The sequence below is a fragment of the Ciceribacter sichuanensis genome (assembly GCF_024055605.1).
GTDB lineage: Bacteria > Pseudomonadota > Alphaproteobacteria > Rhizobiales > Rhizobiaceae > Allorhizobium > Allorhizobium sichuanense.
This window is the reverse complement of the sequence record NZ_JAMXLX010000004.1, coordinates 203,732-225,862: the sequence shown is the minus strand read 5'-3', so window position 1 is coordinate 225,862 and position 22,131 is coordinate 203,732. Positions and strand designations below refer to the sequence as shown.

Sequence of the window (22,131 nt, the reverse complement as noted above, 5' to 3'; positions counted from 1 at the left end):
TGCATAGATAGACCGACAGCATTGAGGAAGGCAAGTTCATGTCCACCAGCACCATCGAAGCCGAAACCGGCTCCTACCCCATAACCGACCGCAACCGCATCAAGCGCCTGCACGAGCGCGGCAGCTATGATCACGCCGCCGTGCATGCGATCCTCGATGCCGGCATGCTCTGTCATGTGGCCTACGTTATCGACGGCCAGCCCTTCTGCACGCCGACGATCCACTGGCGCGAAGGCGATATGCTCTACTGGCACGGTTCGTCCGCGAGCCGCATGCTGCGCCATCTCAAGACCGGAACGCGGGCCTGCCTGACGGTTTCGCATCTGGACGGGCTGGTGCTCGCCCGCTCCGGCTTCAATCATTCGGCAAATTATCGTTCGGCCATGTGCTTCGGCACCGCCCGGCTGGTCGAGGATCCCACGGAGAAGGAAAAGGCGCTGCGCGCCGTCATTGACCGCTTTTATCCCGACCGCAGCGCACTGCTTCGACCAACCACCGGGCAGGAGATCAAGGCGACGGCCGTCATAGGCATGCGGATCGAGGATGCTTCGGCCAAGGTCCGCGCCAAGGGCGTCGGCGATGACGAGGAAGATTACGGTCTGCCTGTCTGGGCCGGCGTCATTCCCGTCCGCACGGTGATCGGCGAGACGGAAGCTTCGCCACATCTTCCGGCCGGCGTGTCGAAGCCGGAAACGCTCTCGCTTTTCGGTGCCGGAAAGAGGCTGGACGACGCATTGATCGAGGCCCAGCGGCTCTATGAAGAGGCCGGCAATCGATAGGGCGCCAAGGTCTCACTTCCACTCGTGGGCGCGGTCTCCCTTACAGGGCCGCGCAGTCACGAAGACCGAAGCGTCAGCGGCCTTTTCGGCAAAGGCGCGCGCATCCTCATCATCGTTGAAACCGATGAAGACCATCAGCATGGAAAGCGCCTTGGGGTGTCCCTTCTTCCGATAGGAGAAGTTGACGGCGCAATGCGGGTACCCGGCATCCATCGCGTGGTTCTGCGAGGCATCCCCCGCAAGAGCGATGAACTGGCCGAGTGCCAAGAAACGATCGATCGCGGCGAAGGCCGTGGCCTGCGAGATCTGCTGGTTGGCGCCGGTGCTGGCGGAGCGGCCGTAATAAAGGCTGTCTGTCAGACCCTTCCGGCGCTTTGTTTCATAAACGATGAGACCGCCTGCGGCCGCCAGTTCCAGCCGCACGTCGAATGTCTGGAACTGTTCCGGCGAGCGGTCGAGCTCGGTGAACAGGCTTCTCAGATCCGCGACATAGTCAGCATAGAGTGCAATGGTCATGGAGCCTCGCCGGTCGTTTCGATCAAAAGAAGCGCCGCTCTAGCACGAGCCATCCGCCAGCGATACCGGGTCTTCACAGTGATGGTGCCCCACAAACGGAAACGGGAGCCCGGCAGATAGCCGGCCTCCCGTCGTTTCCTCTGGCCGTTCCGATACAACGGCCCGGAATGCCTCCGGCTGTTTACGCGCGCCGCTGGCTTGGCAGGCGCGGCAGGAGAATGGTCAGCAGGCCGAGAAGCGGCATGTAGGAGCAGATGCTGTAGACGAATTCGATGCCCTGCCTGTCGGCAAAGACGCCGAGGACGGCTGCGCCGATGCCGCCGAAGCCGAAGGCAAAGCCGAAGAACAGGCCGGCGATCAGCCCGACGCGGCCCGGCACCAGTTCCTGCGCGAAGACGACGATGGCCGAGAACGCGGAGGAGAAGATGAAGCCGATCACCACCACCAGCACCGAGGTCCAGAACAGGTCGGCATAGGGAAGCATCAGAGCGAAGGGGATGACCCCGAGGATCGAGAACCAGATCACCGCCCGCGAGCCGAAGCGGTCGCCGATCGGCCCGCCGAAGAAGACGCCGGCCGCCGATGCGCCGAGGAAGAGGAACAGCATGATCTGGGCATCCTGCACGCCCACCCCGAACTTGTGGATGGCGAAGAAGGTGAAATAGCTCGAAAGACTTGCCAGATAGGCATTCTTGGTCGCCGTCAGCACGATCAGGATGGCAAGCGTCCAGGCTACCTGATTGCGCGGCAGCGGCAGTGTACGGTTCGGAGACGGCCGGCCGGCATTGCTGCGGCGATGGCGCATGTACCAGACGCTGACGCCCGAAAGTACGCAGAAACCGAGAAGCGCGATGAGCGAGAACCAGCTCAGGACGCCCTGTCCACGCGGAATGACGATGAAGGCCGCAAGCAGCGGGCCGATGGCCGTGCCGGTATTGCCGCCGACCTGAAAGAAGGACTGCGCCAGACCATGGCGTCCACCGGATGCAAGCCGTGCCACGCGCGATGCTTCCGGATGGAAGATCGCCGAACCGATGCCGATCAGGCAGGCCCCGAGCACCAGCACGGAAAAATGGCTGGCATAGGCAAGGGTGATCAGGCCGGCGCAGGTGGACAGCATCGCCGCCGGCAGGGAGAAGGGCATGGGCCAGCGATCCGTGACAATGCCGACGGCCGGCTGCAGCAGCGATGCCGTGACCTGAAAGGCAAAGGTCAGAAGGCCGATCTGCACGAAGTCGAGGGCGTAATTATCCTTCAGAAGCGGGTAGAGCGACGTCAGAAGCGACTGCATGATGTCATTGAGCATATGGCAGAAGCTTGCGGCGAAAATGATGGAGAAGGCGGTCCTTTCGACCTGGCTTCCGGTGGCGGCTATACTGGCCATCCCTCTTGTCCCTTGTCTGTAATGATAAACCCGATCCGCTCATCCTCCTGCGCGGATTGATCGTCGTCATATCCGGCTTGTCACTGGCCCGCTTTTGTGTTCTGGTCGAATTCTTTCGTGAGTGGGCCAAATGCGCGTTATTGACCTCACCGGGGCGGCACAAAGCGTCGACCAGGACTATCACAACCAGAGTCTGATCTGGATCGATCAGGCAAACGAGCCGGTTCTGGCGCTTGGCCGCGTTTATCCCGCCGGTTTCAAGGTTTCCCTTCATTCGCACAGGCGCGCGCAGCTCTGGTTCGCGCGGCGCGGCATCGTGCTCGTCAGCACGGATGACAGGCGGTGGATGATCCCGCCCGGCCATGCCCTGATCATTCCCGCCGGCGTGGAACATTCCGCCGAGATGATCAGCGCCGTGGAGATGCGCTCCATCTATGTGAATGTCGCCAGCGACGAGGCCAGACGGCCGCGGGTGGTCGAAGTCACCCCGCTTGCGCAAAACCTGATCGAGGAACTGGTCGAGGAGGAGGACAGGCCGGTCAGGGAAAACCGACTGACGATGGTCACCGACCTGCTGCTCGACGAGTTCCGCCAATTGCCGGAACGGCCGCTCGGCCTGCCTTTTCCCAATGACCAGAGGCTGGCGCGGCTTTGCCGGCAATTCCTGAAAATTCCCTCGGCAACCGTCAGCATCGATGACTGGGCGCGGGACATGGGGATCGGCCGCCGCTCCTTCACGCGGCTGTTTCGGGCGCAAACCGGCATCAGCTTCGTGACGTGGCGGCAGCAGGCATGCCTTTTCGCATCCCTGCCGCGGCTGGCGGATGGAGAGGCAATCACCAATGTCGCGCTCGACGCCGGCTACGAAAACATCGCGGCCTTCTCCACCATGTTCCGGCGCATGCTCGGCCGCTCACCCAGCACCTATCTGAAAACGCGAACATCCTGAAGCGGGCCGACGCGGCGGCTCTGCAATCACGGTATCGGGCTTCCGCATCACGGCAAAAAGCCCCGGACCTTTCGATCCGGGGCTTTTGAATTCGTCAGCCGCGCGGTTCAGGCTCAGAGCGTGCCGGCGCGCTGCTGCAGCATCATGTAGGTGTCGAAGCCGTATTCGGCGACCTGAGCCCAGAGATAGGCGTCCTTCTTGAAGGCCTGCTGGCTGTCGTAGAGCTTCTTGAAGTTTTCGTTCTTGGCGCTGAGATCGGCATAGGTCTCGAGCGCTGCCTTGTGGCAGACGTCGAGGATATCAGAAGAAAAGGCACGAAGCTGCGTGCCTTCGGCAACGAGCTGGCGCAGGGCCGTGGCGTTGGACGCGTCATAGCGCGCAAGCATGCGGGCGTTCGCGGCAGCGCAGGCGTCGGTCAGCATGCGCTTGTAGTTTTCCGGAAGCTCGTTGAACTTGTCGAGGTTGAACATGGCGTGCACGGTCGGGCCACCTTCCCACCATGCGGGATAGTAATAATACTTGGCGACCTTGTAGAAGCCGAGCTTGTAATCGTCATAAGGACCGACGAATTCGGTGGCATCGATCGTGCCCTTTTCCAGCGCCGGATAGACGTCCGAACCGGCGATCTGCTGCGGCGTCACGCCGACCTTGCCCATGATCTCGCCAGCGAGGCCGGCGATGCGCATCTTCAGGCCCTTGAGGTCGTCGATGGTCTTGATTTCCTTGCGGTACCAGCCACCCATCTGGGCGCCGGTATTGCCGGCCGGCAGCGCATAGAGCTTGTAGCCTGCGAGGAATTCGTTGAGCAGTTCATTGCCGCCGCCGGCGGTGAACCAGGCATTGGTCATGCGGGCATTGAGGCCGAAGGGAATGGCCGTACCGAGCGCGAAGGCCGGGTCCTTGCCGATGTAGTAGTAGCAGCAGGTGTGCGCCATCTCGACGGTGCCGGCAGCGACCGCGTCTGCGGCCTGCAGTGGCGGCACAACTTCGCCTGCGGCAAAGGCCTGGATGGTGAAGTTGCCACCCGATGCTTCCGACACACTCTTGGCGATATCGGTCGCGGCATCGAAAATGATGTCGAGGCTCTTCGGGAAGGACGAGGTCAGGCGCCAGGTGATCTTGGGGTTTTCCTGCGCGATGGCCGGCGCGGCAAGTGCTGCGGAAGCTGCGGCACCCAGACCGACGGAGCCGGCCTGCTTGAAAAATTTACGGCGGTTCATGGTCATCGGCTCTGGTCGCTCCCTGTCATCGTGTTTCCTGCCAGCCTCCTGCGGCCGCGCGCTGTTAAGCATGCCCATCATCAGGTTGCAAGACCGATGGCGATCGGAATTGCGCGAGCAGGCCTCATAGTTTTCGTGAAATTGCGCCAAATAAGGACACAGGATCAAGAAAGCTGCGCGGAAGACTATCCGGCAGACGTCTTGCGTCGAGGGTCGTCGAAGGCCGGGTTGTAGAAAAGAGAGAGCACGAGGCTGCGGGCAATGCGCTCGGCCGTCGCCATGAACCAGGCCTGCGCCGCCTCGCTCGCCTGAAGATCGGCAAGCGTCGCGCGAAAAAGCGCGAGCCATTCGATGAACAATCCTTCCTCAATGCCTTCGACTCCGTGATGGGCCTGAACCGGCTTGCCGCCATAGGCGCCGTTCTTGAAAGCCACCGAAGTCCAGAAGGCCTTCATGCGCTGAAGATGCGCGGACCAGCGGCCGGCAAGCCGCGCGTCGAAAACGGGTCCAAGCGTCTCATGCGCCTGCACGCGGCCGTAAAAGGTCTCGACCAGACGGTCGATGAAGGCGGCATCGACGCCCATCGCCGCCATCTCGGCGGCAGCCCTTTCCAGTATGTCCGCCCGGTTGGCGGCCCTGCCGGCCAGATCGTTTTCCACGGACTTCTCCTTCACGTGTCCAGCCTTCTAATGCGCCTCGGGCTGACTTTCGTCAAACACAGGAACACGAGGCCTATCGTCGCATATGTGCTGCCCACACTGGCGCCGCCTCGCCGGGTCTGCGTCGATTGGCCCGCCAGCCAGCCCTTGACCAGCGATGGGGCGAATGTTTATTTTAGAATAATTCTAAAAATTGGAGTTTTCCATTCATGTTCCGCAGCCTCTTTTCGATGGCCAAGCGTTCCTTCGACAGCCTCAGCGAGCAGGAAATCCTGGCGCTGGCGATATCCTCGGAGGAGGATGACGCGCGCATCTATCTTGCCTATGCCGACCAACTTCGCGCGCAATATCCCCAGTCGGCGAAAGTGTTCGAAGACATGGCCGAAGTGGAGCAGACCCATCGCAACATGCTGATCGACATGCATCGCCAGCGCTTCGGCGAGCGCATTCCGCTGATACGGCGAGAGCATGTGGCCGGCTTCTACGAGCGCAAGCCGGACTGGCTGCGCGCCAATCAGTCGCTGGAGCAGATCCGCGCGGAAGCCGGCAAGATGGAGGAAGGCGCCTATCGCTTCTATGTCGAGGCGGAAAAGCGGACGAGCGATGCATCGACACGCAAGCTGCTCGGCGATCTTGCGCTGGCCGAACAGGGTCACGAGGAAATCGCCGCCATGCTCGGCGAGAAACATGTGCCCGGCGAAGTCGCGGCAGAGGAAAACGAAACGGCCCGCCGGCAGTTCATCCTGACCTATGTCCAGCCGGGTCTAGCCGGCCTGATGGATGGCTCCGTCTCGACGCTCGCGCCGATCTTTGCGGCGGCATTTGCCACCGGCGACACCTGGCAGACCTTCCTCGTCGGCCTCTCGGCCTCCGTCGGCGCCGGCATTTCCATGGGCTTCACCGAAGCCGCCCATGACGACGGCAAGATCTCCGGTCGCGGCTCGCCGATCAAGCGCGGTCTCGCGTCCGGCATCATGACCGCATTGGGCGGCCTCGGCCACGCCCTGCCCTATCTCATCCCGCATTTCTGGACGGCAACGCTGACCGCGGCGGTGGTGGTGTTCTTCGAACTCTGGGCCATTGCCTTCATCCAGAACAAATACATGGAAACGCCGTTCTTCCGTGCGGTCATGCAGGTCGTGTTCGGCGGATCGCTGGTGCTCGCCGCCGGCATCCTGATCGGGAATGGGTGAGGAGTGATCCGGCGCAGCCGGAGAAATCGATCCAGTGAATCGATTTCAACGACGAACGCCACGAGCACAAAGCGAGTGGCCGGGCGTATCCTGATCCCGACCACCCCACCAAACCCGCCCCCTCACCGCAGCAGTTTCAACGACCCCGTCAGCGACTTCACCCATTTCGACGGCCCGACAATACCGAGGCCGTCGATCTTTTCCTCGCCAAGATCCCTGCCCGGCATGGATGCCTCGTAGTCGGCATAGACGTGCAGCGCACGGGCGAAAGCCGGGAACGGGACAACCGCGCTCGCCGGACCGGCTCCATCCAGCGCCTTCAGCATCAGTCGGCGCAAGGTCTCATCATCCGCCTGAAGGATCGGCACCGGCAGGGTGGAACTGCTGTCGATCCGCCGTCCCTGCCCGTCCTCAAGCTGGCGCGCGGCCAACACAGGCAGCTTCGAACCGATCCCTATGGAGATAGCTCCGACGGTGTTGGCGAGAAGGCCCTGAGGCAATTCGGGGTTGACGACGATGGCAATACGAAGGTCTTCGGTCATTTCTGCTCCGGCATTGGGTTTTCAGGCAAAAACTAGTGCCGTGCGCCGGAAATTTCCTGCCTTTTATTGCCGCCTCAATCCATAATCAGGTAGATATTGCCGATTTATGGAAACATGGAGGTAGATCATGCCGAACGATCCTCTTGAAGCGGTCGATGTCAGGATACTGGAGGCGTTACAGACCGACGGACGGATGACCAACCAGACGCTATCGGAGGAGGTCGGGCTTTCGACCTCGCCATGCTGGCGGCGTGTGCGGCAACTGGAAGAGACCGGCGTTATCAAGGGCTATCGCGCCGAACTGGACCGGAAGAAGATGGGCCTCGGCGTACTCGCCTTCATTCGCGTCAAGATCGACAGCCACAGCGAACAGGAAGCGGAAGAATTTTCGGCCAGCGTCTCGAAGCTCAAGGAGGTCGTGGCCTGCTACAGCATTGCGGGCGACGCAGATTTCCTGCTGCAGGTCGTCTCGCCCGACCTCGATACCTATGCGGATTTCGCCATGGCGGTAGTGCGCCGCCTGCCCCGCATCAAGGAAATGCAGACGACCTTCGTGCTGAAGGAGATCAAGCCTTTCGAAGGCTTGCCTCTTTCATTCGCCCGGGGATAGCGGGAGCGCCGCTCCCGCCGTGAGCGCGCTTACTTCAAAGCGCCAACCATGACGTCGGTGGTGCCGTTCTCGATGGTGACCCAGCGACCCGTATCGAAGCTCGCCTGACGCTTCAGGTAGGTATAGGGCGTGTCCGTCCAGGGCTTCACTTCGTCGACGAGGTTGTCGAGAATGAAGTCGCCCTGGGCGGTGCGCAGCGTCAGGACAGCATGGCCTTCGCCATCGGGCTTGCGCACAACGGTAATCAGCAGATCGGCGGGAGAGAAGCCGGCATCCATGAGCTTGCGGCGCTTGAGGAGAACGAAATCCTCGCAATCGCCAGCGTCGGCGGGATAGGCCCAGACTTCCTCACGCCCGTAGATCTCCATATCGGTCATCGGCGTGATTGTCGTGTTCACGGACAGATTGATATCGCGCACGACCTCCCAGCCATGAGCGGTGACGCGCGCAGCCGAACCCGGCCTGAGGCGAATGCTGCACTCGTCGCGGTGGCTGCGGCAGAATTCATAATGGCCAATCGGCTGGGACGTGACATTGCCCGTCTGCATGGACAACTGGGTCTTCGGCGCCGTCAAGGCAGTGCTGGCTGGCGCCATGACCGCCAGCGAAACCACCAGCGCGGCAAGCGCGTTCGAACCGTTCATCATGAACTCGTCCCTTCATTCGTTAACAAAACGTTAAGGTTCAGAAGGGTTACGAGTCAATTACTGCGACGGGAGGCGCGTTAGGGATTTATCAACTATGGTTAAAATGCGACAGATCCGGGATTGGATCCGGGCACAATCAGGCCGGCAGCATGGCAACGACCGCCGCCTTCATGCGGGCGATATCTTCGGTCCGAGAAAGCCTGTGGTCGCCATCACGCACCAGCGTCAGCACAACATCGTCAGCCGGCAGGAATTCCATAAGCTTCAGCGCGTGCTTGTAGGGCACGTCGGGATCGGCCATGCCCTGCAGGATATGCACCGGGCAGCCGGTCTCGATGATGCCCTTCAGCACCTGGTTTTCCCGACCGTCCTCGATCAGGGCGCGGGTAAAGATGTTCGGTTCCGGGCTGTATTCGGAAGGCTCCTCAAAATAGCCGCGCTCGGAAAGAGACGTGCGCTCGGCTTCCGAGAGATTCGGCTCGATGAGGTCGATGGTGAAATCCGGCGCGGGTGCGATCAGCACCAGACCCGCCACCTTCGGCCCGCGGCCAAGCCTTGCCAGCTCCTGGATGACCCGGATCGCGATCCAGCCACCCATGGAGGAGCCGACCAGAACCACACTTTCGGGCGCGACATGCTCCAGCACGGCAAGCGCTTCCTCCGTCCAGCGGCTGATCGTGCCCTTGCGGAATTCGCCACCGGAGGCGCCGTGGCCGGAATAGTCGAAGCGGATCGCTGCAAGACCGTTTTCGGCTGCGAGTGCGTCGAGTTCGATCGCCTTGGTGCCGGCCATGTCGGAGCGGTAGCCGCCAAGCCAGACGAGCGCCGGTGTCGAAGGGGAAGCATTTCCGGCGGCAGGGCGCAGCAGCATGGCGATCGGCCGGGAATCATCCCCCTCGCCCACCGTCAGATGCGTTGCGACGATCCCGTTTTCACCCTCGGCCATACCCGTTCTCCTTCTTGCCTGCACCATGCGACGTTGCGGCCTGTAAAACACACTCGCGAATGAACGGACAACAGGTGATTTTCTATGACAGGCATGCTATTGACATAAAATCCGCAATCGCCATTTTGCCTGCGCACGAGATTCCAGCGCAGCGAGGACGTTGCGGCTATCCGGAACAGTTCGAGGAGAATACGACCATTCGCAGACCTTTCAAAGCCGACGCCCCCGTCAAGGATGGGCCGCGCTCCAACCGGGAAATCAGGATTCCCAAAGTTCAGTTGATCAATGAAGAAGGCGTGAATCTCGGTGTTGTGCCGACGGATCAGGCGCTGAAGATGGCGGAAGAAGCGGGTCTCGACCTCGTCGAGATCTCGCCCAATGCCGAGCCGCCGGTCTGCAAGATCCTCGACCTTGGCAAGCTGAAATACGCCAACCAGAAGAAGGCGGCGGAAGCGCGCAAGAAGCAGAAGATCGTCGAAGTCAAAGAAATCAAGATGCGCCCGAACATCGACACCCATGACTATGAGGTGAAGATGAAGTCGATGGCGCGCTTCTTTGAAGAAGGCGACAAGGTCAAGGTGACCCTGAAGTTCCGCGGCCGCGAAATGGCTCACCAGGAACTCGGCATGAAGCTCCTGATGCAGGTCAAGGAAGACACCCTGACGATTGCCAAGGTCGAAGCCGAGCCCAAGCTCGAAGGACGCCAGATGATGATGGTGCTCGCTCCGAAGTAAGTGTGCTCCAAGGCCCCATGAAAAAAGCCGCCCAGGGCGGCTTTTTTCATGACTTGCGCTGACAATCCGCTGACAGACAGACGGGCCATCCTGTCAGGACAACGAGTGCAAGGTGTTGTTCATCGAGATCATTCATGTTCAACATCGGAGGAAAAATGATGTTCGCCCTGCTGCGCAAACCCCTGCTCCTATCGAGCACCGCCCTGCTCTCCCTGACCCTGTTGCCCGCCATTGTCTCGGGCATTTCCCTTCCGCTGTCCTCCTCGATCATATCCGTCGCCTATGCCGACGATGATGGCGGAGACGATCATGGAGGCAACGACCATGGCGATGACAGCGGAAACGACAGTTCAGACGATAGCGGTGGTGACGACGATAGCAGAGATGATGCTTCCGACGACGACAGCGATAACGACGTCTCTGATGACGACAAGACGGACGACAGAGATATCCATGACGACCAGACCAGCAACCGCCGCGATCGCAATGTCGAGACCAGTCTGGTCGTCAACGAAACCCAACTGCGTGGCCTGACGAACGGAACGATGATCGCGGTAGACCAGAACGGTCGTCAACTGCGGGTCGAAATCGAACAGGAACGCGGCATGACCGAGGTCAAGTTCGCAGCTCCCAGAGGCACGGTCACGCGAGTTACTGTCGTCCCTGTAAACTGATTGCGCTTGAAATGGCCGCGGCGCAGCCGCCGGTGCTGCGCGCCATTTCTCCCCGCCCAGCCTCGGGCGGGGGTTCCTTTCGCCCCGGTGGCGCGGCAATGAAACAAACGCTACTCTCCACCATGAACCAGGTCCGAGGAGAAGCGTCATAGGCATGATGGCTATGGAAAGGCGACATTTCATCTTGTTGCTCGCAGCGGCGATGCCGCTTGCCATCACGCTTGCGCATGCCGGACCAGCCAGAGCCGACGACGACGGCGGCGATGACAGCGGCGGTGATGGCGACGGTGATGGCGGTGACGATAGCGGCGGCGGGAGCAATTCCGGATCCGAAGACAACGAGAGCAACAGCGGAAATAATGAGAGCAATGACAGCTCCGCTGGCGAAAGCGAAGCCGGCAAGAACGATCACGTCAAGGCGCGCGACGCCGTCCGCGAGGGACGCATCCTGCCGCTTCGCGAGATCCTTCGCCGTGTGAACGCCATGGGGGCCGGGCGCGTGATCTCCGTCGATCTCTCGCTCGAAAGCAAATCGCCCTTCTATACGCTCAAGGTCGAGAACGATAACGGCAGCGTGCGAACCCTTCGCCTCAACGCGGTGACCGGCCGCAAGCTGTCCCTGTTCGGGTGGTAACGCGATGCGACTGCTGCTCGCCGAAGACGATCGCGACATAGCAGATCACACCAAGGCCAAACTTGAGGCCGAGGGGTATCTCGTCGACCATCTCGCGACAGGTCCGGAAGTATGGGCCGAGGGTGAAACCGGCGACTATGCGGCGATCATTCTCGACCTCGGCCTACCCGGCATGGATGGCCTCTCCATATTGAAGCGCTGGCGGGCAGCTGGCCTCGACACGCCGATCCTCGTGCTGACGGCCCGGGGTTCATGGATGGAGCGGGTTGACGGCTTCGAGGCCGGTGCGGACGACTACCTGCCCAAGCCGTTCCGCAGCGAGGAACTGCTCGCACGTCTCAAGGCGTTGCTGCGCCGCGCACGGGGCAAGCCTTCCCCAGTCAACTCCGCCGGCCGGTTTGTCATCGATGACCAAACTCGCCGCGTTACCTATGACGGCCGTCCGCTCGAACTCACAACACTGGAATATCGCTTGCTGCAGCTTCTTGCCAGCGCCCCCGGTCGCGTCTTCGACCCCATCGAAATTGCTCGCCATGTCCAGGGCCGCGATGACGATGCCGCCAAGAACGCCGTCGAGGCAATGATCACAAGGCTCCGTCGCAAGACCGATCCGGAAGCGATCGAAACACGACGCGGCTTTGGTTACCTGTTGCCGGACAACCAGACATGATCCAATCCCTCCGGATCCGGCTCGCCGTCGGCGCCATGGTGGCGATCGTCTTCATCTTGCTGCTGGTGGGCTTCGGTCTCAGCCGCGTCTTCTCAAACTACGTTGCAGAGCGGTATCGGGTCGAATGCGCGACGATCATCGATCAGCTTGCAGCAGCTCTCGAGCTTCGCGACGGAAAAGCCGTTCTGGAAAAAACGCCGAGCGATCCCCGCTTCAACCTTCCGGGAAGCGGCCGTTATTGGCAGATAACGCCCGCGACGGGCGCCGCGCTGCGTTCGCGGTCGCTCTGGGACGTCGAACTGCCCGCCGACCTGCCACGAGCCGACCATGGCTTCATGGCCGCGGAAGGACCGGATGGCGCCGGCCTTCTCGTCTACAGACGCCAGATTGCGCTCGACGATGAAGGCGGATCCCACAGCTTCATGCTTTCGGCCGCGTTCGATAGAAACGAACTCGATGACGCCGTCGCACAGTTTCACAGCACGATGGCGCTGATGCTCGTTCTGACGGCAGCGGTTTTGGTCGCTGCCGCGATTTTCCAGGTTGGCGTCGGGCTTTCTCCCCTTGTGCGACTTCAGCAACGGGTCGGCCTTGTCCGCTCGGGACAGGCCAACTCGGTCGAGGATGTCGGCGCCTCCGAACTCCGGCCACTCGTGTCCGAACTGAACCTGCTGCTGACAGAGCGGGAAACCGCGGTGGAAAGGGCAAGGGCACGCGCGAGCGATCTTGCCCACGGACTGAAAACGCCGCTCACCGTGCTGCTGCAACTGACCGATCATCTGCCTCCGGCCCAGAAGAAGCTCGCGCGCCAGCAAGTGGACCTGGTTCGCCAACGCGCCGACCGTCAGCTTCAGTCGGCAAGGCTCGGCGTAGAACAGATGGCGCGGACGGACCTGGCTCCCCTGGTCGGCAAGCTGGTGAGCGTGCTGAAACCCGTCACCCAGTCCCGCGATGTCGATTGGGAAATCCATATCGTTGAGCGACTGACCGCCGACATGGATGCGGCCGATCTCGCGGAAGCGCTCGGCAATGTGCTTGATAACGCGGCACGCTATGCCCGCGGTCGGATTCATATAGCGGCCATTGTTGCGGATGGAGCAATCGTCATCACCGTCGAGGACGACGGACCCGGGATCGCTCTGCACGAACTCGCGACACTTCCCTCCAGGGGTCGGCACCTCGGGGCGGACGATGAGGGTTCCGGCCTTGGTCTGTCGATCACGGCGGAGATTCTTGCTGCCTATGCCGGCGCAATGGAGCTCGAAGGCTCCCGACTCGGCGGTCTGGCGGTCAGATTGAGGGTTCCGCTGCGCACGTAGCGGATTGCGAGGAGAGACAAAGCCCAAGAATCCGTCGACCCCCGTTGCGCTTTTTTCCCTTCGCGGTTATAAGCGCCCGTCCGAACGGTCCGGCAGGGCATGCCGTGGCCGTTTCTAATGCTTGAAAACCGGCTTTCGTCGGCTGGTCTTTCACAAAAACAATGGAGTAGCAAAATGCCCAAAATGAAGACGAAGTCCTCGGCCAAGAAGCGGTTCAAGATCACCGCCACTGGCAAGGTTGTCGCTGCGGCTGCCGGTAAGCGCCACGGCATGATCAAGCGGTCCAACAAGTTCATCCGCGATGCTCGCGGTACGATGATCCTCGCCGAAGCTGACGGCAAGAAGGTTATCAAGAACTACCTGCCGAACGGTCTCTGAGACCTTCCGCCCAACTGGACCAAGTTTAAGGAGATCATGACATGGCACGCGTAAAACGCGGCGTTACCGCCCACGCCAAGCACAAGAAGGTATTGAAGGCAGCCAAGGGCTTCTACGGCCGCCGCAAGAACACGATCCGCGCAGCAAAGGCTGCCGTCGATCGTTCCAAGCAGTTCGCCTACCGCGACCGCAAGGTCAACAAGCGCAACTTCCGCGCCCTGTGGATCCAGCGTATCAACGCTGCCGTCCGCGAATTCGGCCTCACCTACGGCCGCTTCATCGACGGCCTCAACAAGGCCGGTATCGAAGTCGACCGCAAGGTTCTGTCCGACATGGCCATCCATGAGCCGGCGGCTTTCGGCGCCCTCGTCGAAGCTTCCAAGAAGGCACTTGCCTACCTCAAGGAAAAGGGTACGGCCAACGAGTTTGAAAGCGCGGTCAAGTAAGCCAGCGCTTCCCAAGCTCATTGCACAATCCGATTGGGAAACCCGCGCTGGCAGGGCTGGCGCGGGTTTTTTCATATCATCGTCACGCCGGGACGTCAGGCTCGGCAGAGGAACCAGGGCAGGAAAGACAAGATGTCCGATCTCGACAGTCTGAAAATAGCGCTTCTTTCGGATGTTTCGGCCGCCGAAGACGAAGCCGCGATCGAGGCAGTGCGCGTTGCCGCGCTCGGCAAGAAGGGTTCGGTTTCCGAACTGCTGAAGACGCTGGGCAGCATGACGCCGGAAGAACGCCAGACGCGCGGTGCCGCAATCAACGCGCTGAAGAACGAACTGACCGAAAAGATCACCGCCCGCAAGAGCGAGCTGCGCGACGCGGCGATCAACGCCCGCCTGAAGGCAGAGACCGTCGATGTCAGCCTGCCGGTGCGCTCCTCGCCCGCTGAGCGCGGCCGCATCCATCCGATCAGCCAGATCGTTGACGAGATCACCGCCATCTTCGCCGACATGGGCTTCTCCATCGCCGAAGGCCCGGATATCGAGACCGACTACTACAACTTCACGGCACTGAATTTCCCCGAGGGTCATCCGGCCCGCGAGATGCATGACACCTTCTTCCTGTCGCCCGACGAGAACGGCGAGCGCAAGGTTCTGCGCACCCATACCTCGCCGGTGCAAGTGCGCACCATGGAAGCGCAGAAGCCGCCGATCCGCATCGTCATTCCCGGCAAGACCTATCGTCAGGACAGCGACGCCACCCATTCGCCGATGTTCCACCAGGTCGAGGGCCTCGTCATCGACAAGACCGCCAATGTCGGCAACCTGCGCTGGGTCCTCGAGGAGTTCTGCAAGGCCTTCTTCGAGGTCGACAAGGTGGTGATGCGCTTCCGCCCGTCCTTCTTCCCCTTCACGGAGCCGAGCTTCGAGGTCGACATCCAGTGCGACCGTTCCTCCGGCCCGATCGTCAAGTTCGGCGAAGGCACCGACTGGATGGAAATCCTCGGCTGCGGCATGGTTCATCCGAACGTGCTGCGCGCCGGCGGTCTCGATCCGGACGAATATCAGGGCTTTGCCTGGGGCATGGGCCTCGACCGCATCGCCATGCTGAAATACGGCATGCCGGACCTGCGTGACTTCTTCAACGCCGACGTGCGCTGGATGAGCCATTACGGCTTCCGCCCGCTCGACGTGCCGACCCTGTTCGGCGGTTTGAGCGCGTAACCACCGATAGTCCTGCGGAAGTCTTCTGCGATGAGCCAGACACCGACATACTATTTCGTGACCGATATCGAGACGAATGGGCCGGATCCCCTGCACCATTCGATGCTGAGCTTTGCCACCGTCGTCCTGCATTCCGATGGCGCGCTGTGCGGCGAGTTCGAAGCCGTGCTCCAGCCTCGTCCCGATCGTCAGACAGATGATCGGACCATGGGATGGTGGAAGACACAGCCGGAGGCATGGATGGCAGCGACGACTGATCCGGAAGACCCGGCAATCGTCATGAAGCGTTTCGTCGACTGGATCGAAAACTTCAGCGGACAGCGGGCCTTCGCGGCGAGACCGGTGATGTTCGACGGCTTGTGGATCGACCACTACCTGAAAACATTCGCCGATCGCTTCCTGCTCGATGCCGCGATCTGGGGCCATTGCGTCTTCAACCGCGCGCCGCTCGACATCGGTACCTACCTGCTCGGCGTCTTCGGCAAGACGGAACCGCCGGCAGGCCCAACTGAATTCCCCGCCGAGTGGCTCGGACATCATCCGCACACTCACCGGGCTATCGACGATGCGCGCGGATACGCGTCGCTTCTTTCAAAACTATTCGAGGTGGCTCGGGAGCTGCCGGCAAACCCGCTCGATTTTACAAGGGTGCAAAAATGAAATTCACACTCTCCTGGCTCAAGGATCATCTGGACACCGAAGCCACGCTCGACGAGATCTGCGAGCGCCTGACTGCAATCGGCCTCGAAGTCGAGGATGTCGATGACAAGGCGGCTTACAAGCCCTTCGTCATCGCCAGGGTTCTCTCCGCCGAGAAGCATCCGGAAGCCGACCGGCTGAAGGTTCTGGTCGTCGATGCTGGTGACGGCAAGCCGGTGCAGATCGTCTGCGGCGCGCCGAATGCGCGCGCCGGCCTCGTCGGTGCTTTGGCGCGTCCCGGAACCTATGTTCCCGGCATCGATGTGACGCTTTCGGTCGGCAAGATCCGCGGCGTCGAAAGCCACGGCATGATGTGCTCCGAAAAGGAGCTCAACATTTCCGACAATCATGACGGCATCATCGACCTGCCCGAGGACGCCCCGGTCGGCACCTCGTTCGCGTCCTATGCCGGCCTCGACGATCCGGTCATCGAGATCAACCTGACGCCGAACCGTCCGGATTGCACCTCGGTCTTCGGTATCGCCCGCGACCTCGCCGCTTCCGGCCTCGGCACGCTGAAGCAGCCGAAGGCACCCGACTTCAAGGTCGATGGCGAAACGCCGCATGACGTGAAGATCGTGCTGGACGACGAGCGTCTGTGCCCCGGCTTTGCCTATCGCCTCGTGCGCGGCGTGAAGAACGGCCCGAGCCCGAAGTGGATGCAGCAGCGGCTGCTCGCCATCGGCCTTCGCCCGATCTCGGCGCTGGTCGACGTCACCAACTACATGACCTTCGACCAGGGCCGTCCGATGCACGTCTTCGACGCCGACAAGGTCAAGGGCACACTCACCGTGCGCCGCGCGCGCGAAGGCGAGGAAATCCTCGCTCTCGACACCCGCACCTACAAGCTCAATCCTTCGAACGTCATCATCTCCGACGACAACGGTCCGGAATCGATCGGCGGCATCATGGGCGGCGAGCATTCCGGCTGCGACGAGAACACCGTCAACGTGCTGATCGAGTCGGCGCTCTGGGATCCGATCAACATCGCCAAGACCGGCCGCTCGCAGGGCATCATCACCGATGCCCGCTATCGTTTCGAACGCGGCGTCGATCCGGAATACATGGTGCCCGGCCTCGAACGCACCACCGAACTGGTGCTTTCGATGTGCGGTGGCACGGCGGCGGCCACCAAGGTCACCGGTTACAAGGGCCATGTCCGCAAGATCGTCGACTTCCCGTTCTCGGAGGTGAAGCGCCTCACCGGCCTCACGGTCTCCAACCAGGAAGCACGCACAATCCTCACCGGTCTCGGCTTCGAGGTGATCGGCGAAGGCGAGCAGGTCAAGGTTTCTGTTCCGTCCTGGCGTCCGGATGTCGACGGCAAGGCCGATCTTGTGGAAGAAGTCATGCGCGTGCATGGCGTCGACAACATCAAGCCCGAGCCGCTGGCACCCACCGGCTCCGTTAACGGCCGCATCCTGACGACGCTGCAGATCCGCACCCGCACCGCCAAGCGCACGCTTGCCGCACGCGGCATGCTGGAAGCCGTCACATGGTCCTTCATCTCCGCGGAACAGGCAAAGCTCTTCGGCGGCGGCAGCGCCGCGCTCAAGCTCGCCAACCCGATCGCCGCCGACATGTCGGACATGCGGCCTTCGCTGCTGCCCGGCCTGCTTGTCGCCGCCCAGCGCAATGCCGACCGCGGCTTCGGCGACGTTGCAATCTTCGAGGTGTCCGGCACCTATGAGAGCGATACGCCGGAAGGCCAGCGCCGCGTCGCCGGCGGCATCCGTCGCGGCACGGCCTCGCTTGCCGGCGCCGGCCGCATGTGGTCGAACGCCTCCAAGGGCGGCGGCAAGCCGGTCGACGTCTTCGACGCCAAGGCCGACGCGCTCGCAGTGCTTGAGGCCTGCGGCCTGCCGATGGGCAATGTGCAGATCGAGGCCGGCGCTCCGGCATGGTATCATCCGGGCCGCTCGGGCACGATCAAGGCCGGCCCGAAGGTGATCCTCGGCTATTTCGGCGAGTTCCACCCGAAGACGCTCGAGGCGCTCGATGTCTCCGGCGCTCTCTGCGGCTTCGAGGTCTTTGTCGACGCCCTTCCGGAACCGAAGAAGAAGGCGACCCGCACCAAGCCGGCGCTCGATCTTTCGCCGTTCCAGATGGTCAAGCGCGACTTCGCCTTCGTGGTCGACAAGACCATCGAGGCCGGTACGATCATCAAGGCCGCCGGCAGCGCCGACCGCAAGCTGATCACCGGCGTCAACGTCTTCGACATCTTCGAGGGCGCTTCAGTCGGCGAAGGCAGGAAGTCGGTCGCCATCGAGGTGCTGATCCAGCCGATCGACAAGACGCTCACCGACGAGGATTTCGACGCCCTCACCAAGAAGATCGTCGGCAACGTCGAAAAGACCACCGGCGGCAGCCTTCGGGCGTAAGGCTGATTGGATCCAAACAAAAAGCCCGTCGGGAAACCGGCGGGCTTTTCTCATTTCAGACCTTGAAAGCGGACCGGGCTTCGGCCTCACAGATTGAGCGCGTCCTTCAGCGTCAGCGCCTCGCCGATGCGAAGGTCGAGGTCGGCCTCGATATGGGCGATGTGGTGGAGCATGCATTCGGTGGCGCGGGCCACGTCCTTGTTCTCCAGAGCGTCGAGGATTTCGCCATGCTCGTCATGGCCGCAGCTCGAAACGCCGGTGCGGCCATAAAGCGCGATCACCAGCGATGAGCGGGCGACGAGTTCGTCCATGAATTTTTCGAGAATGGCATTGCCTGCGACCCTGGCCAGCATCAGGTGAAAATCGCCTGATGCCTTAATCTCGGCGCGCCGGGCGCTCGCTCCACGCTCGCTGCGAAAGCGTTCCTCTTCCCTCAACTGTTCACGAAAACCGGCGATATCGGCTGCGGTGATCCGCTCGGCTGCAGCCGCGACGATACCGGGCTCGATCAGCCGGCGCGAGGCGAAGACCTGCATGGCCTCTTCCGGCGAGGGATTGGAGACGAAGGCGCCGCGATTGCGTTCGGTGCGCACCAGTCCCTCGAAGGCCAGCATCTGCAGCGCATAGCGAACCACGGTGCGGCTGACATCGAACAGCGTGCCGACTTCGGCTTCTGAAAGCTTCGTGCCGGGCGCCAGACGCCGGTCGACGATGGCATCGCGCAACTGGTCGCGGATGGCGCGTGCGCGATCCTCCTGATTGGGATCGATCAGGCTCTGGGTTCCGGGAGCGGGCGACATGTCTTCTTTGCGCATGCGGCCTTTTTATCGTCAATGCGATGCAATGGGAACAGAAAGGTGGCGCTGATTAAGCAAAATGATTGTCGACAATTTCATCCATGGATCGAACACAATAGCATCTTTTTTATGCATACACAGACCGGAGGCGCACAACCTTCCGGCACAACCCAAGGACACGCACGCGATTCCAGACACTTAGGCGGCAAATTGCAAACTGGCACGGCTCATGCATCTGAAATTCCCATGCAGAGGGGTAAATCATGACGAAAGCCGCAGAGATCGATATCGCCGCAGTCTCCAAGGTATACGGAACGACCACCGCAGTGCATGCGATCAGCCTGAAGATTCCGGCGGGCACCTATTGCTGCCTGCTCGGTCCTTCGGGCTGCGGCAAGACCTCCACGCTCAGGATGATTGCCGGTCATGAAAGCGTTTCGAGCGGAGACATCCTGCTCGGCAACGCCAATGTCACGGATCTGCCACCAGCCAAGCGCGGCACGGCAATGATGTTCCAGTCCTATGCGCTGTTCCCGCATCTCGACCTCGTCGACAACGTCGCCTTCAGCCTGAAGATGAAAGGTGTCGAGAAGGAGGCCCGACGGCGCGAAGCACTGGAAATGCTGAAGCTGATGCAGCTCGAGCCCTATGCCACCCGCCGGCCGGCGCAGCTTTCGGGCGGCCAGCAGCAGCGCGTGGCGCTTGCCCGCGCGCTCATCACCAAGCCGGAAGCGCTGCTTCTCGACGAGCCGCTTTCGGCGCTCGACCCCTTCCTGAAGATCCGCATGCGCGCGGAACTGAAGAAGCTGCAGACGACGCTCGGCATCAGCTTCATCCACGTCACCCACAGCCAGGAGGAAGCCATGGCGCTTGCCGACCTGATCGTGGTGATGAACGAGGGCCGCATCGAACAGGCCGCCCATCCGCGCACCGTGTTCGAACGCCCCGCAACAGCCTTCGTTGCCCGTTTTATGGGCGATCATAACGTAATCTCGGGCAAGATCGCCGCATCGGGCGAGGATGGCCCGGTGATCGAGGTCATCGGTGGCGGGCGCTTTGTCGCCCGAGGCGCCGCGCCGGAGACGGGCACGGCCGCCGATATCGCGGTGCGCACCGACCGCGTGCGCATCGGGCAGGAATTCACCGAAGGCCTCGGCTTCACCGGCATCGTCTCGAATATCGAATATCGCGGCTCGTCCGTGAAGCTTTCGCTTTCCGGCGCGGGCATCGAGGACTTCACGGCCATCGTCAGCGATGCGGACTTCTTCGCAAGCCCCGTCAAGGTGGGCGATGCCGTGCCGCTTTCCTGGCCGGCGGAAGATGCCATCGTGCTCGGCCGCCTGCAGCATTGAGCGCGCATAAACCAGAAACAACCAACCAAAACCTCAGAGGAGAACTGGGCCATGACTGAGAAGACCAAGACCGAAACCGGCGGAATGACCCGCCGCAATCTCTTGAAGACCGGCGCGGCCGCCGCCGGCCTCGCCGCCGGCTCCGGCGTCATCACCGGCTTCCCGACCATCTGGGCACAGTCGAACATCACGCTGCGCCAGTTCGGCACCGGCGTCTCGAACATCAACGCCATCGCCGAGCAGTGCAAGAAGGACCTCGGCATCACGCTCGAAATGACGGCAACAGATTCGGACGCCGCCGCCCAGCGCGCCGTCACCCAGCCGAAGTCCTACGACATCGCCGATATCGAATACTGGATCCTGAAGAAGGTCTATCCGACCGGCGTGATCCAGCCGATGGAAACCAAGAAGCTGAAGTATTACGACAAGGTCGTGCCGCTGTTCAAGAACGGCAAGCTGCTGCCTGACAGCGTGATTGCCCAGGGTACCGCGCCGCACACGGTCGGCTATGTCGAAAAGCCCGGCGACAAGACCTTCGCCAAGGCCGAAACCGAATACTTCACCATGATGCCGACGATCTACAACGCCGACACGCTGGGCATCCGCCCCGACCTCGTCGGCCGCGAGATCACCACCTGGGCCGACATCATGGACCCAGCCTTCAAGGGCAAGACCTCGATCCTCAACATCCCCTCCATCGGCATCATGGACGCCGCCATGATCATGGAAGCGATGGGCAACATCAAGTATGCCGACAAGGGCAACATGACCAAGGAAGAGATCGACAAGACGATCGACTTCCTCATCAAGGCCAAGCAGGACGGCCAGTTCCGCGCCTTCTGGAAGTCCTTCGACGAGTCGGTCAACCTGATGGCCTCGGGTGAAGTCGTCATCCAGTCCATGTGGTCGCCGGCCGTCGCCGCCGTCCGCTCCAAGGGCATCGCCTGCAAGTACCAGCCGCTCAAGGAAGGTTATCGCTCGTGGGGCGGTGGTCTGGGTCTTGCCTCGCACCTCAGCGGCGCGCAGCTCGATGCAGCCTATGAATACATCAACTGGTACACGTCCGGCTGGGTCGGCGGCTACCTCAACCGTCAGGGCTACTATTCGGCCTGCATGGAAACGGCAAAGGGCTTCATGACCGCCGACGAATGGGGCTACTGGATCGAGGGCAAGGCCGCCGCTGGCGACATTCTCTCGCCGGAAGGCAAGGTCATGGAAAAGGCCGGCGCCATCCGCGACGGCGGCTCCTTCGAGGAACGCATGGGCAAGGTCGCCTGCTGGAACTCGGTCATGGACGAAGACCGCTACATGGTCCGCCGCTGGAACGAGTTCATCGCGGCATAAGGGATAATCCCCTCCCCACAAGGGGGAGGGGATTCCAGAA

Annotated in this window: 24 protein-coding genes; 16 read left to right on the top strand and 8 right to left on the bottom strand. The window is 61.7% G+C overall.

Translation table 11 applies throughout. The annotated features are described in order from the left end of the window. Nucleotides 1–38: 38 nt before the first annotated feature. Nucleotides 39–779, top strand: a complete 741-nt coding sequence (locus tag NBH21_RS14210; RefSeq protein WP_250914048.1) for a pyridoxamine 5'-phosphate oxidase family protein — start codon at nucleotides 39–41, stop codon at nucleotides 777–779. A gap of 12 nt (nucleotides 780–791) precedes the next feature. Here NBH21_RS14210 and NBH21_RS14205 read toward each other — a convergent pair whose 3' ends face one another. Together NBH21_RS14205 and NBH21_RS14200 are read right to left on the bottom strand one after the other, a co-directional pair. Then, nucleotides 792–1,295, bottom strand: a complete 504-nt coding sequence (locus NBH21_RS14205; protein ID WP_250914049.1) for a hypothetical protein — start codon at nucleotides 1,293–1,295, stop codon at nucleotides 792–794. Nucleotides 1,296–1,476: 181 nt separating this feature from the next. Beyond that, the gene (locus NBH21_RS14200; protein WP_250914050.1) at nucleotides 1,477–2,679 is read right to left on the bottom strand and encodes an MFS transporter; all 1,203 of its coding nucleotides are present in this window, start codon (nucleotides 2,677–2,679) and stop codon (nucleotides 1,477–1,479) included. A 130-nt stretch (nucleotides 2,680–2,809) separates the two neighbouring features. Between NBH21_RS14200 and NBH21_RS14195 the strand changes: the two genes are divergently transcribed. Then, a complete protein-coding gene (locus tag NBH21_RS14195) occupies nucleotides 2,810–3,628 on the top strand; it encodes an AraC family transcriptional regulator (RefSeq protein ID WP_250914051.1) in 819 nt (272 codons plus the stop codon). 113 nt (nucleotides 3,629–3,741) lie between these two features. Here NBH21_RS14195 and NBH21_RS14190 read toward each other — a convergent pair whose 3' ends face one another. Beyond that, nucleotides 3,742–4,848: a TRAP transporter substrate-binding protein gene (locus NBH21_RS14190; protein WP_250914255.1), complete on the bottom strand. Its 1,107-nt coding sequence runs from the start codon at nucleotides 4,846–4,848 to the stop codon at nucleotides 3,742–3,744. A gap of 185 nt (nucleotides 4,849–5,033) precedes the next feature. Further along, nucleotides 5,034–5,507, bottom strand: a complete 474-nt coding sequence (locus NBH21_RS14185) for a group III truncated hemoglobin (protein ID WP_250914052.1) — start codon at nucleotides 5,505–5,507, stop codon at nucleotides 5,034–5,036. Between the two features lie 209 nt (nucleotides 5,508–5,716). Here NBH21_RS14185 and mbfA point away from each other — a divergent pair, with 209 nt between their 5' ends. Further along, nucleotides 5,717–6,700: an iron exporter MbfA gene (mbfA, locus tag NBH21_RS14180; RefSeq protein WP_250914053.1), complete on the top strand. Its 984-nt coding sequence runs from the start codon at nucleotides 5,717–5,719 to the stop codon at nucleotides 6,698–6,700. Nucleotides 6,701–6,822: 122 nt separating this feature from the next. Here mbfA and NBH21_RS14175 read toward each other — a convergent pair whose 3' ends face one another. Next, nucleotides 6,823–7,242: a DUF2000 domain-containing protein gene (locus NBH21_RS14175; protein WP_250914054.1), complete on the bottom strand. Its 420-nt coding sequence runs from the start codon at nucleotides 7,240–7,242 to the stop codon at nucleotides 6,823–6,825. A gap of 127 nt (nucleotides 7,243–7,369) precedes the next feature. Between NBH21_RS14175 and NBH21_RS14170 the strand changes: the two genes are divergently transcribed. Beyond that, entirely contained in the window at nucleotides 7,370–7,852 is a 483-nt protein-coding gene (locus NBH21_RS14170; protein ID WP_250914055.1) for an Lrp/AsnC family transcriptional regulator, read from the top strand. Between the two features lie 29 nt (nucleotides 7,853–7,881). On the opposite strand, the gene NBH21_RS14165 is transcribed toward NBH21_RS14170, so the two are convergent. Then, the gene (locus NBH21_RS14165) at nucleotides 7,882–8,499 is read right to left on the bottom strand and encodes a transglutaminase-like cysteine peptidase (RefSeq protein ID WP_250914056.1); all 618 of its coding nucleotides are present in this window, start codon (nucleotides 8,497–8,499) and stop codon (nucleotides 7,882–7,884) included. A gap of 136 nt (nucleotides 8,500–8,635) precedes the next feature. After that, nucleotides 8,636–9,445 carry an alpha/beta hydrolase gene (locus NBH21_RS14160; protein WP_250914057.1) on the bottom strand — a complete coding sequence of 270 codons (810 nt, stop codon included), beginning with the start codon at nucleotides 9,443–9,445 and terminating at the stop codon, nucleotides 8,636–8,638. Nucleotides 9,446–9,642: 197 nt separating this feature from the next. Between NBH21_RS14160 and infC the strand changes: the two genes are divergently transcribed. The 10 genes from infC (at nucleotide 9,643) to pheT (ending at nucleotide 18,598) form a co-directional block, all read left to right on the top strand. Further along, nucleotides 9,643–10,179 carry a translation initiation factor IF-3 gene (gene infC, locus NBH21_RS14155; protein ID WP_250914256.1) on the top strand — a complete coding sequence of 179 codons (537 nt, stop codon included), beginning with the start codon at nucleotides 9,643–9,645 and terminating at the stop codon, nucleotides 10,177–10,179. 155 nt (nucleotides 10,180–10,334) lie between these two features. Beyond that, nucleotides 10,335–10,853, top strand: coding sequence for a hypothetical protein (locus NBH21_RS14150; RefSeq protein ID WP_250914058.1), 519 nt, complete (start codon nucleotides 10,335–10,337; stop codon nucleotides 10,851–10,853). Nucleotides 10,854–11,007: 154 nt separating this feature from the next. Beyond that, entirely contained in the window at nucleotides 11,008–11,487 is a 480-nt protein-coding gene (locus tag NBH21_RS14145; protein WP_250914059.1) for a PepSY domain-containing protein, read from the top strand. A gap of 4 nt (nucleotides 11,488–11,491) precedes the next feature. Next, entirely contained in the window at nucleotides 11,492–12,157 is a 666-nt protein-coding gene (locus tag NBH21_RS14140) for a response regulator transcription factor (protein ID WP_250914060.1), read from the top strand. After that, on the top strand, nucleotides 12,154–13,476 hold the full coding sequence (locus NBH21_RS14135; RefSeq protein WP_250914061.1) for a sensor histidine kinase: 1,323 nt from the start codon (nucleotides 12,154–12,156) through the stop codon (nucleotides 13,474–13,476). Before NBH21_RS14140 ends, NBH21_RS14135 begins: the two co-directional genes overlap by 4 nt. Nucleotides 13,477–13,650: 174 nt before the next feature. Then, a complete protein-coding gene (rpmI, locus tag NBH21_RS14130) occupies nucleotides 13,651–13,854 on the top strand; it encodes a 50S ribosomal protein L35 (protein WP_099056273.1) in 204 nt (67 codons plus the stop codon). 41 nt (nucleotides 13,855–13,895) lie between these two features. Further along, complete coding sequence (gene rplT, locus NBH21_RS14125) at nucleotides 13,896–14,300, top strand: 50S ribosomal protein L20 (protein ID WP_099056272.1); 405 nt, start codon at nucleotides 13,896–13,898, stop codon at nucleotides 14,298–14,300. Between the two features lie 132 nt (nucleotides 14,301–14,432). Next, nucleotides 14,433–15,518 carry a phenylalanine--tRNA ligase subunit alpha gene (pheS, locus tag NBH21_RS14120; protein WP_250914062.1) on the top strand — a complete coding sequence of 362 codons (1,086 nt, stop codon included), beginning with the start codon at nucleotides 14,433–14,435 and terminating at the stop codon, nucleotides 15,516–15,518. Between the two features lie 30 nt (nucleotides 15,519–15,548). Beyond that, entirely contained in the window at nucleotides 15,549–16,178 is a 630-nt protein-coding gene (locus NBH21_RS14115; protein ID WP_250914063.1) for a 3'-5' exoribonuclease domain-containing protein, read from the top strand. Next, nucleotides 16,175–18,598 (top strand): phenylalanine--tRNA ligase subunit beta, encoded by a 2,424-nt coding sequence (pheT, locus tag NBH21_RS14110; RefSeq protein WP_250914064.1) that lies wholly within the window; start codon nucleotides 16,175–16,177, stop codon nucleotides 18,596–18,598. The genes NBH21_RS14115 and pheT overlap by 4 nt, the downstream gene beginning before the upstream one ends. Before the next feature lie 86 nt (nucleotides 18,599–18,684). On the opposite strand, the gene NBH21_RS14105 is transcribed toward pheT, so the two are convergent. Beyond that, nucleotides 18,685–19,413: a GntR family transcriptional regulator gene (locus NBH21_RS14105; protein WP_237351699.1), complete on the bottom strand. Its 729-nt coding sequence runs from the start codon at nucleotides 19,411–19,413 to the stop codon at nucleotides 18,685–18,687. Between the two features lie 245 nt (nucleotides 19,414–19,658). On the opposite strand from NBH21_RS14105, the gene NBH21_RS14100 reads away from it, so the two are divergent. Next, on the top strand, nucleotides 19,659–20,747 hold the full coding sequence (locus tag NBH21_RS14100; protein WP_250914065.1) for an ABC transporter ATP-binding protein: 1,089 nt from the start codon (nucleotides 19,659–19,661) through the stop codon (nucleotides 20,745–20,747). Nucleotides 20,748–20,798: 51 nt separating this feature from the next. Further along, nucleotides 20,799–22,091: an ABC transporter substrate-binding protein gene (locus NBH21_RS14095; protein ID WP_250914066.1), complete on the top strand. Its 1,293-nt coding sequence runs from the start codon at nucleotides 20,799–20,801 to the stop codon at nucleotides 22,089–22,091. Nucleotides 22,092–22,131: the final 40 nt, after the last annotated feature.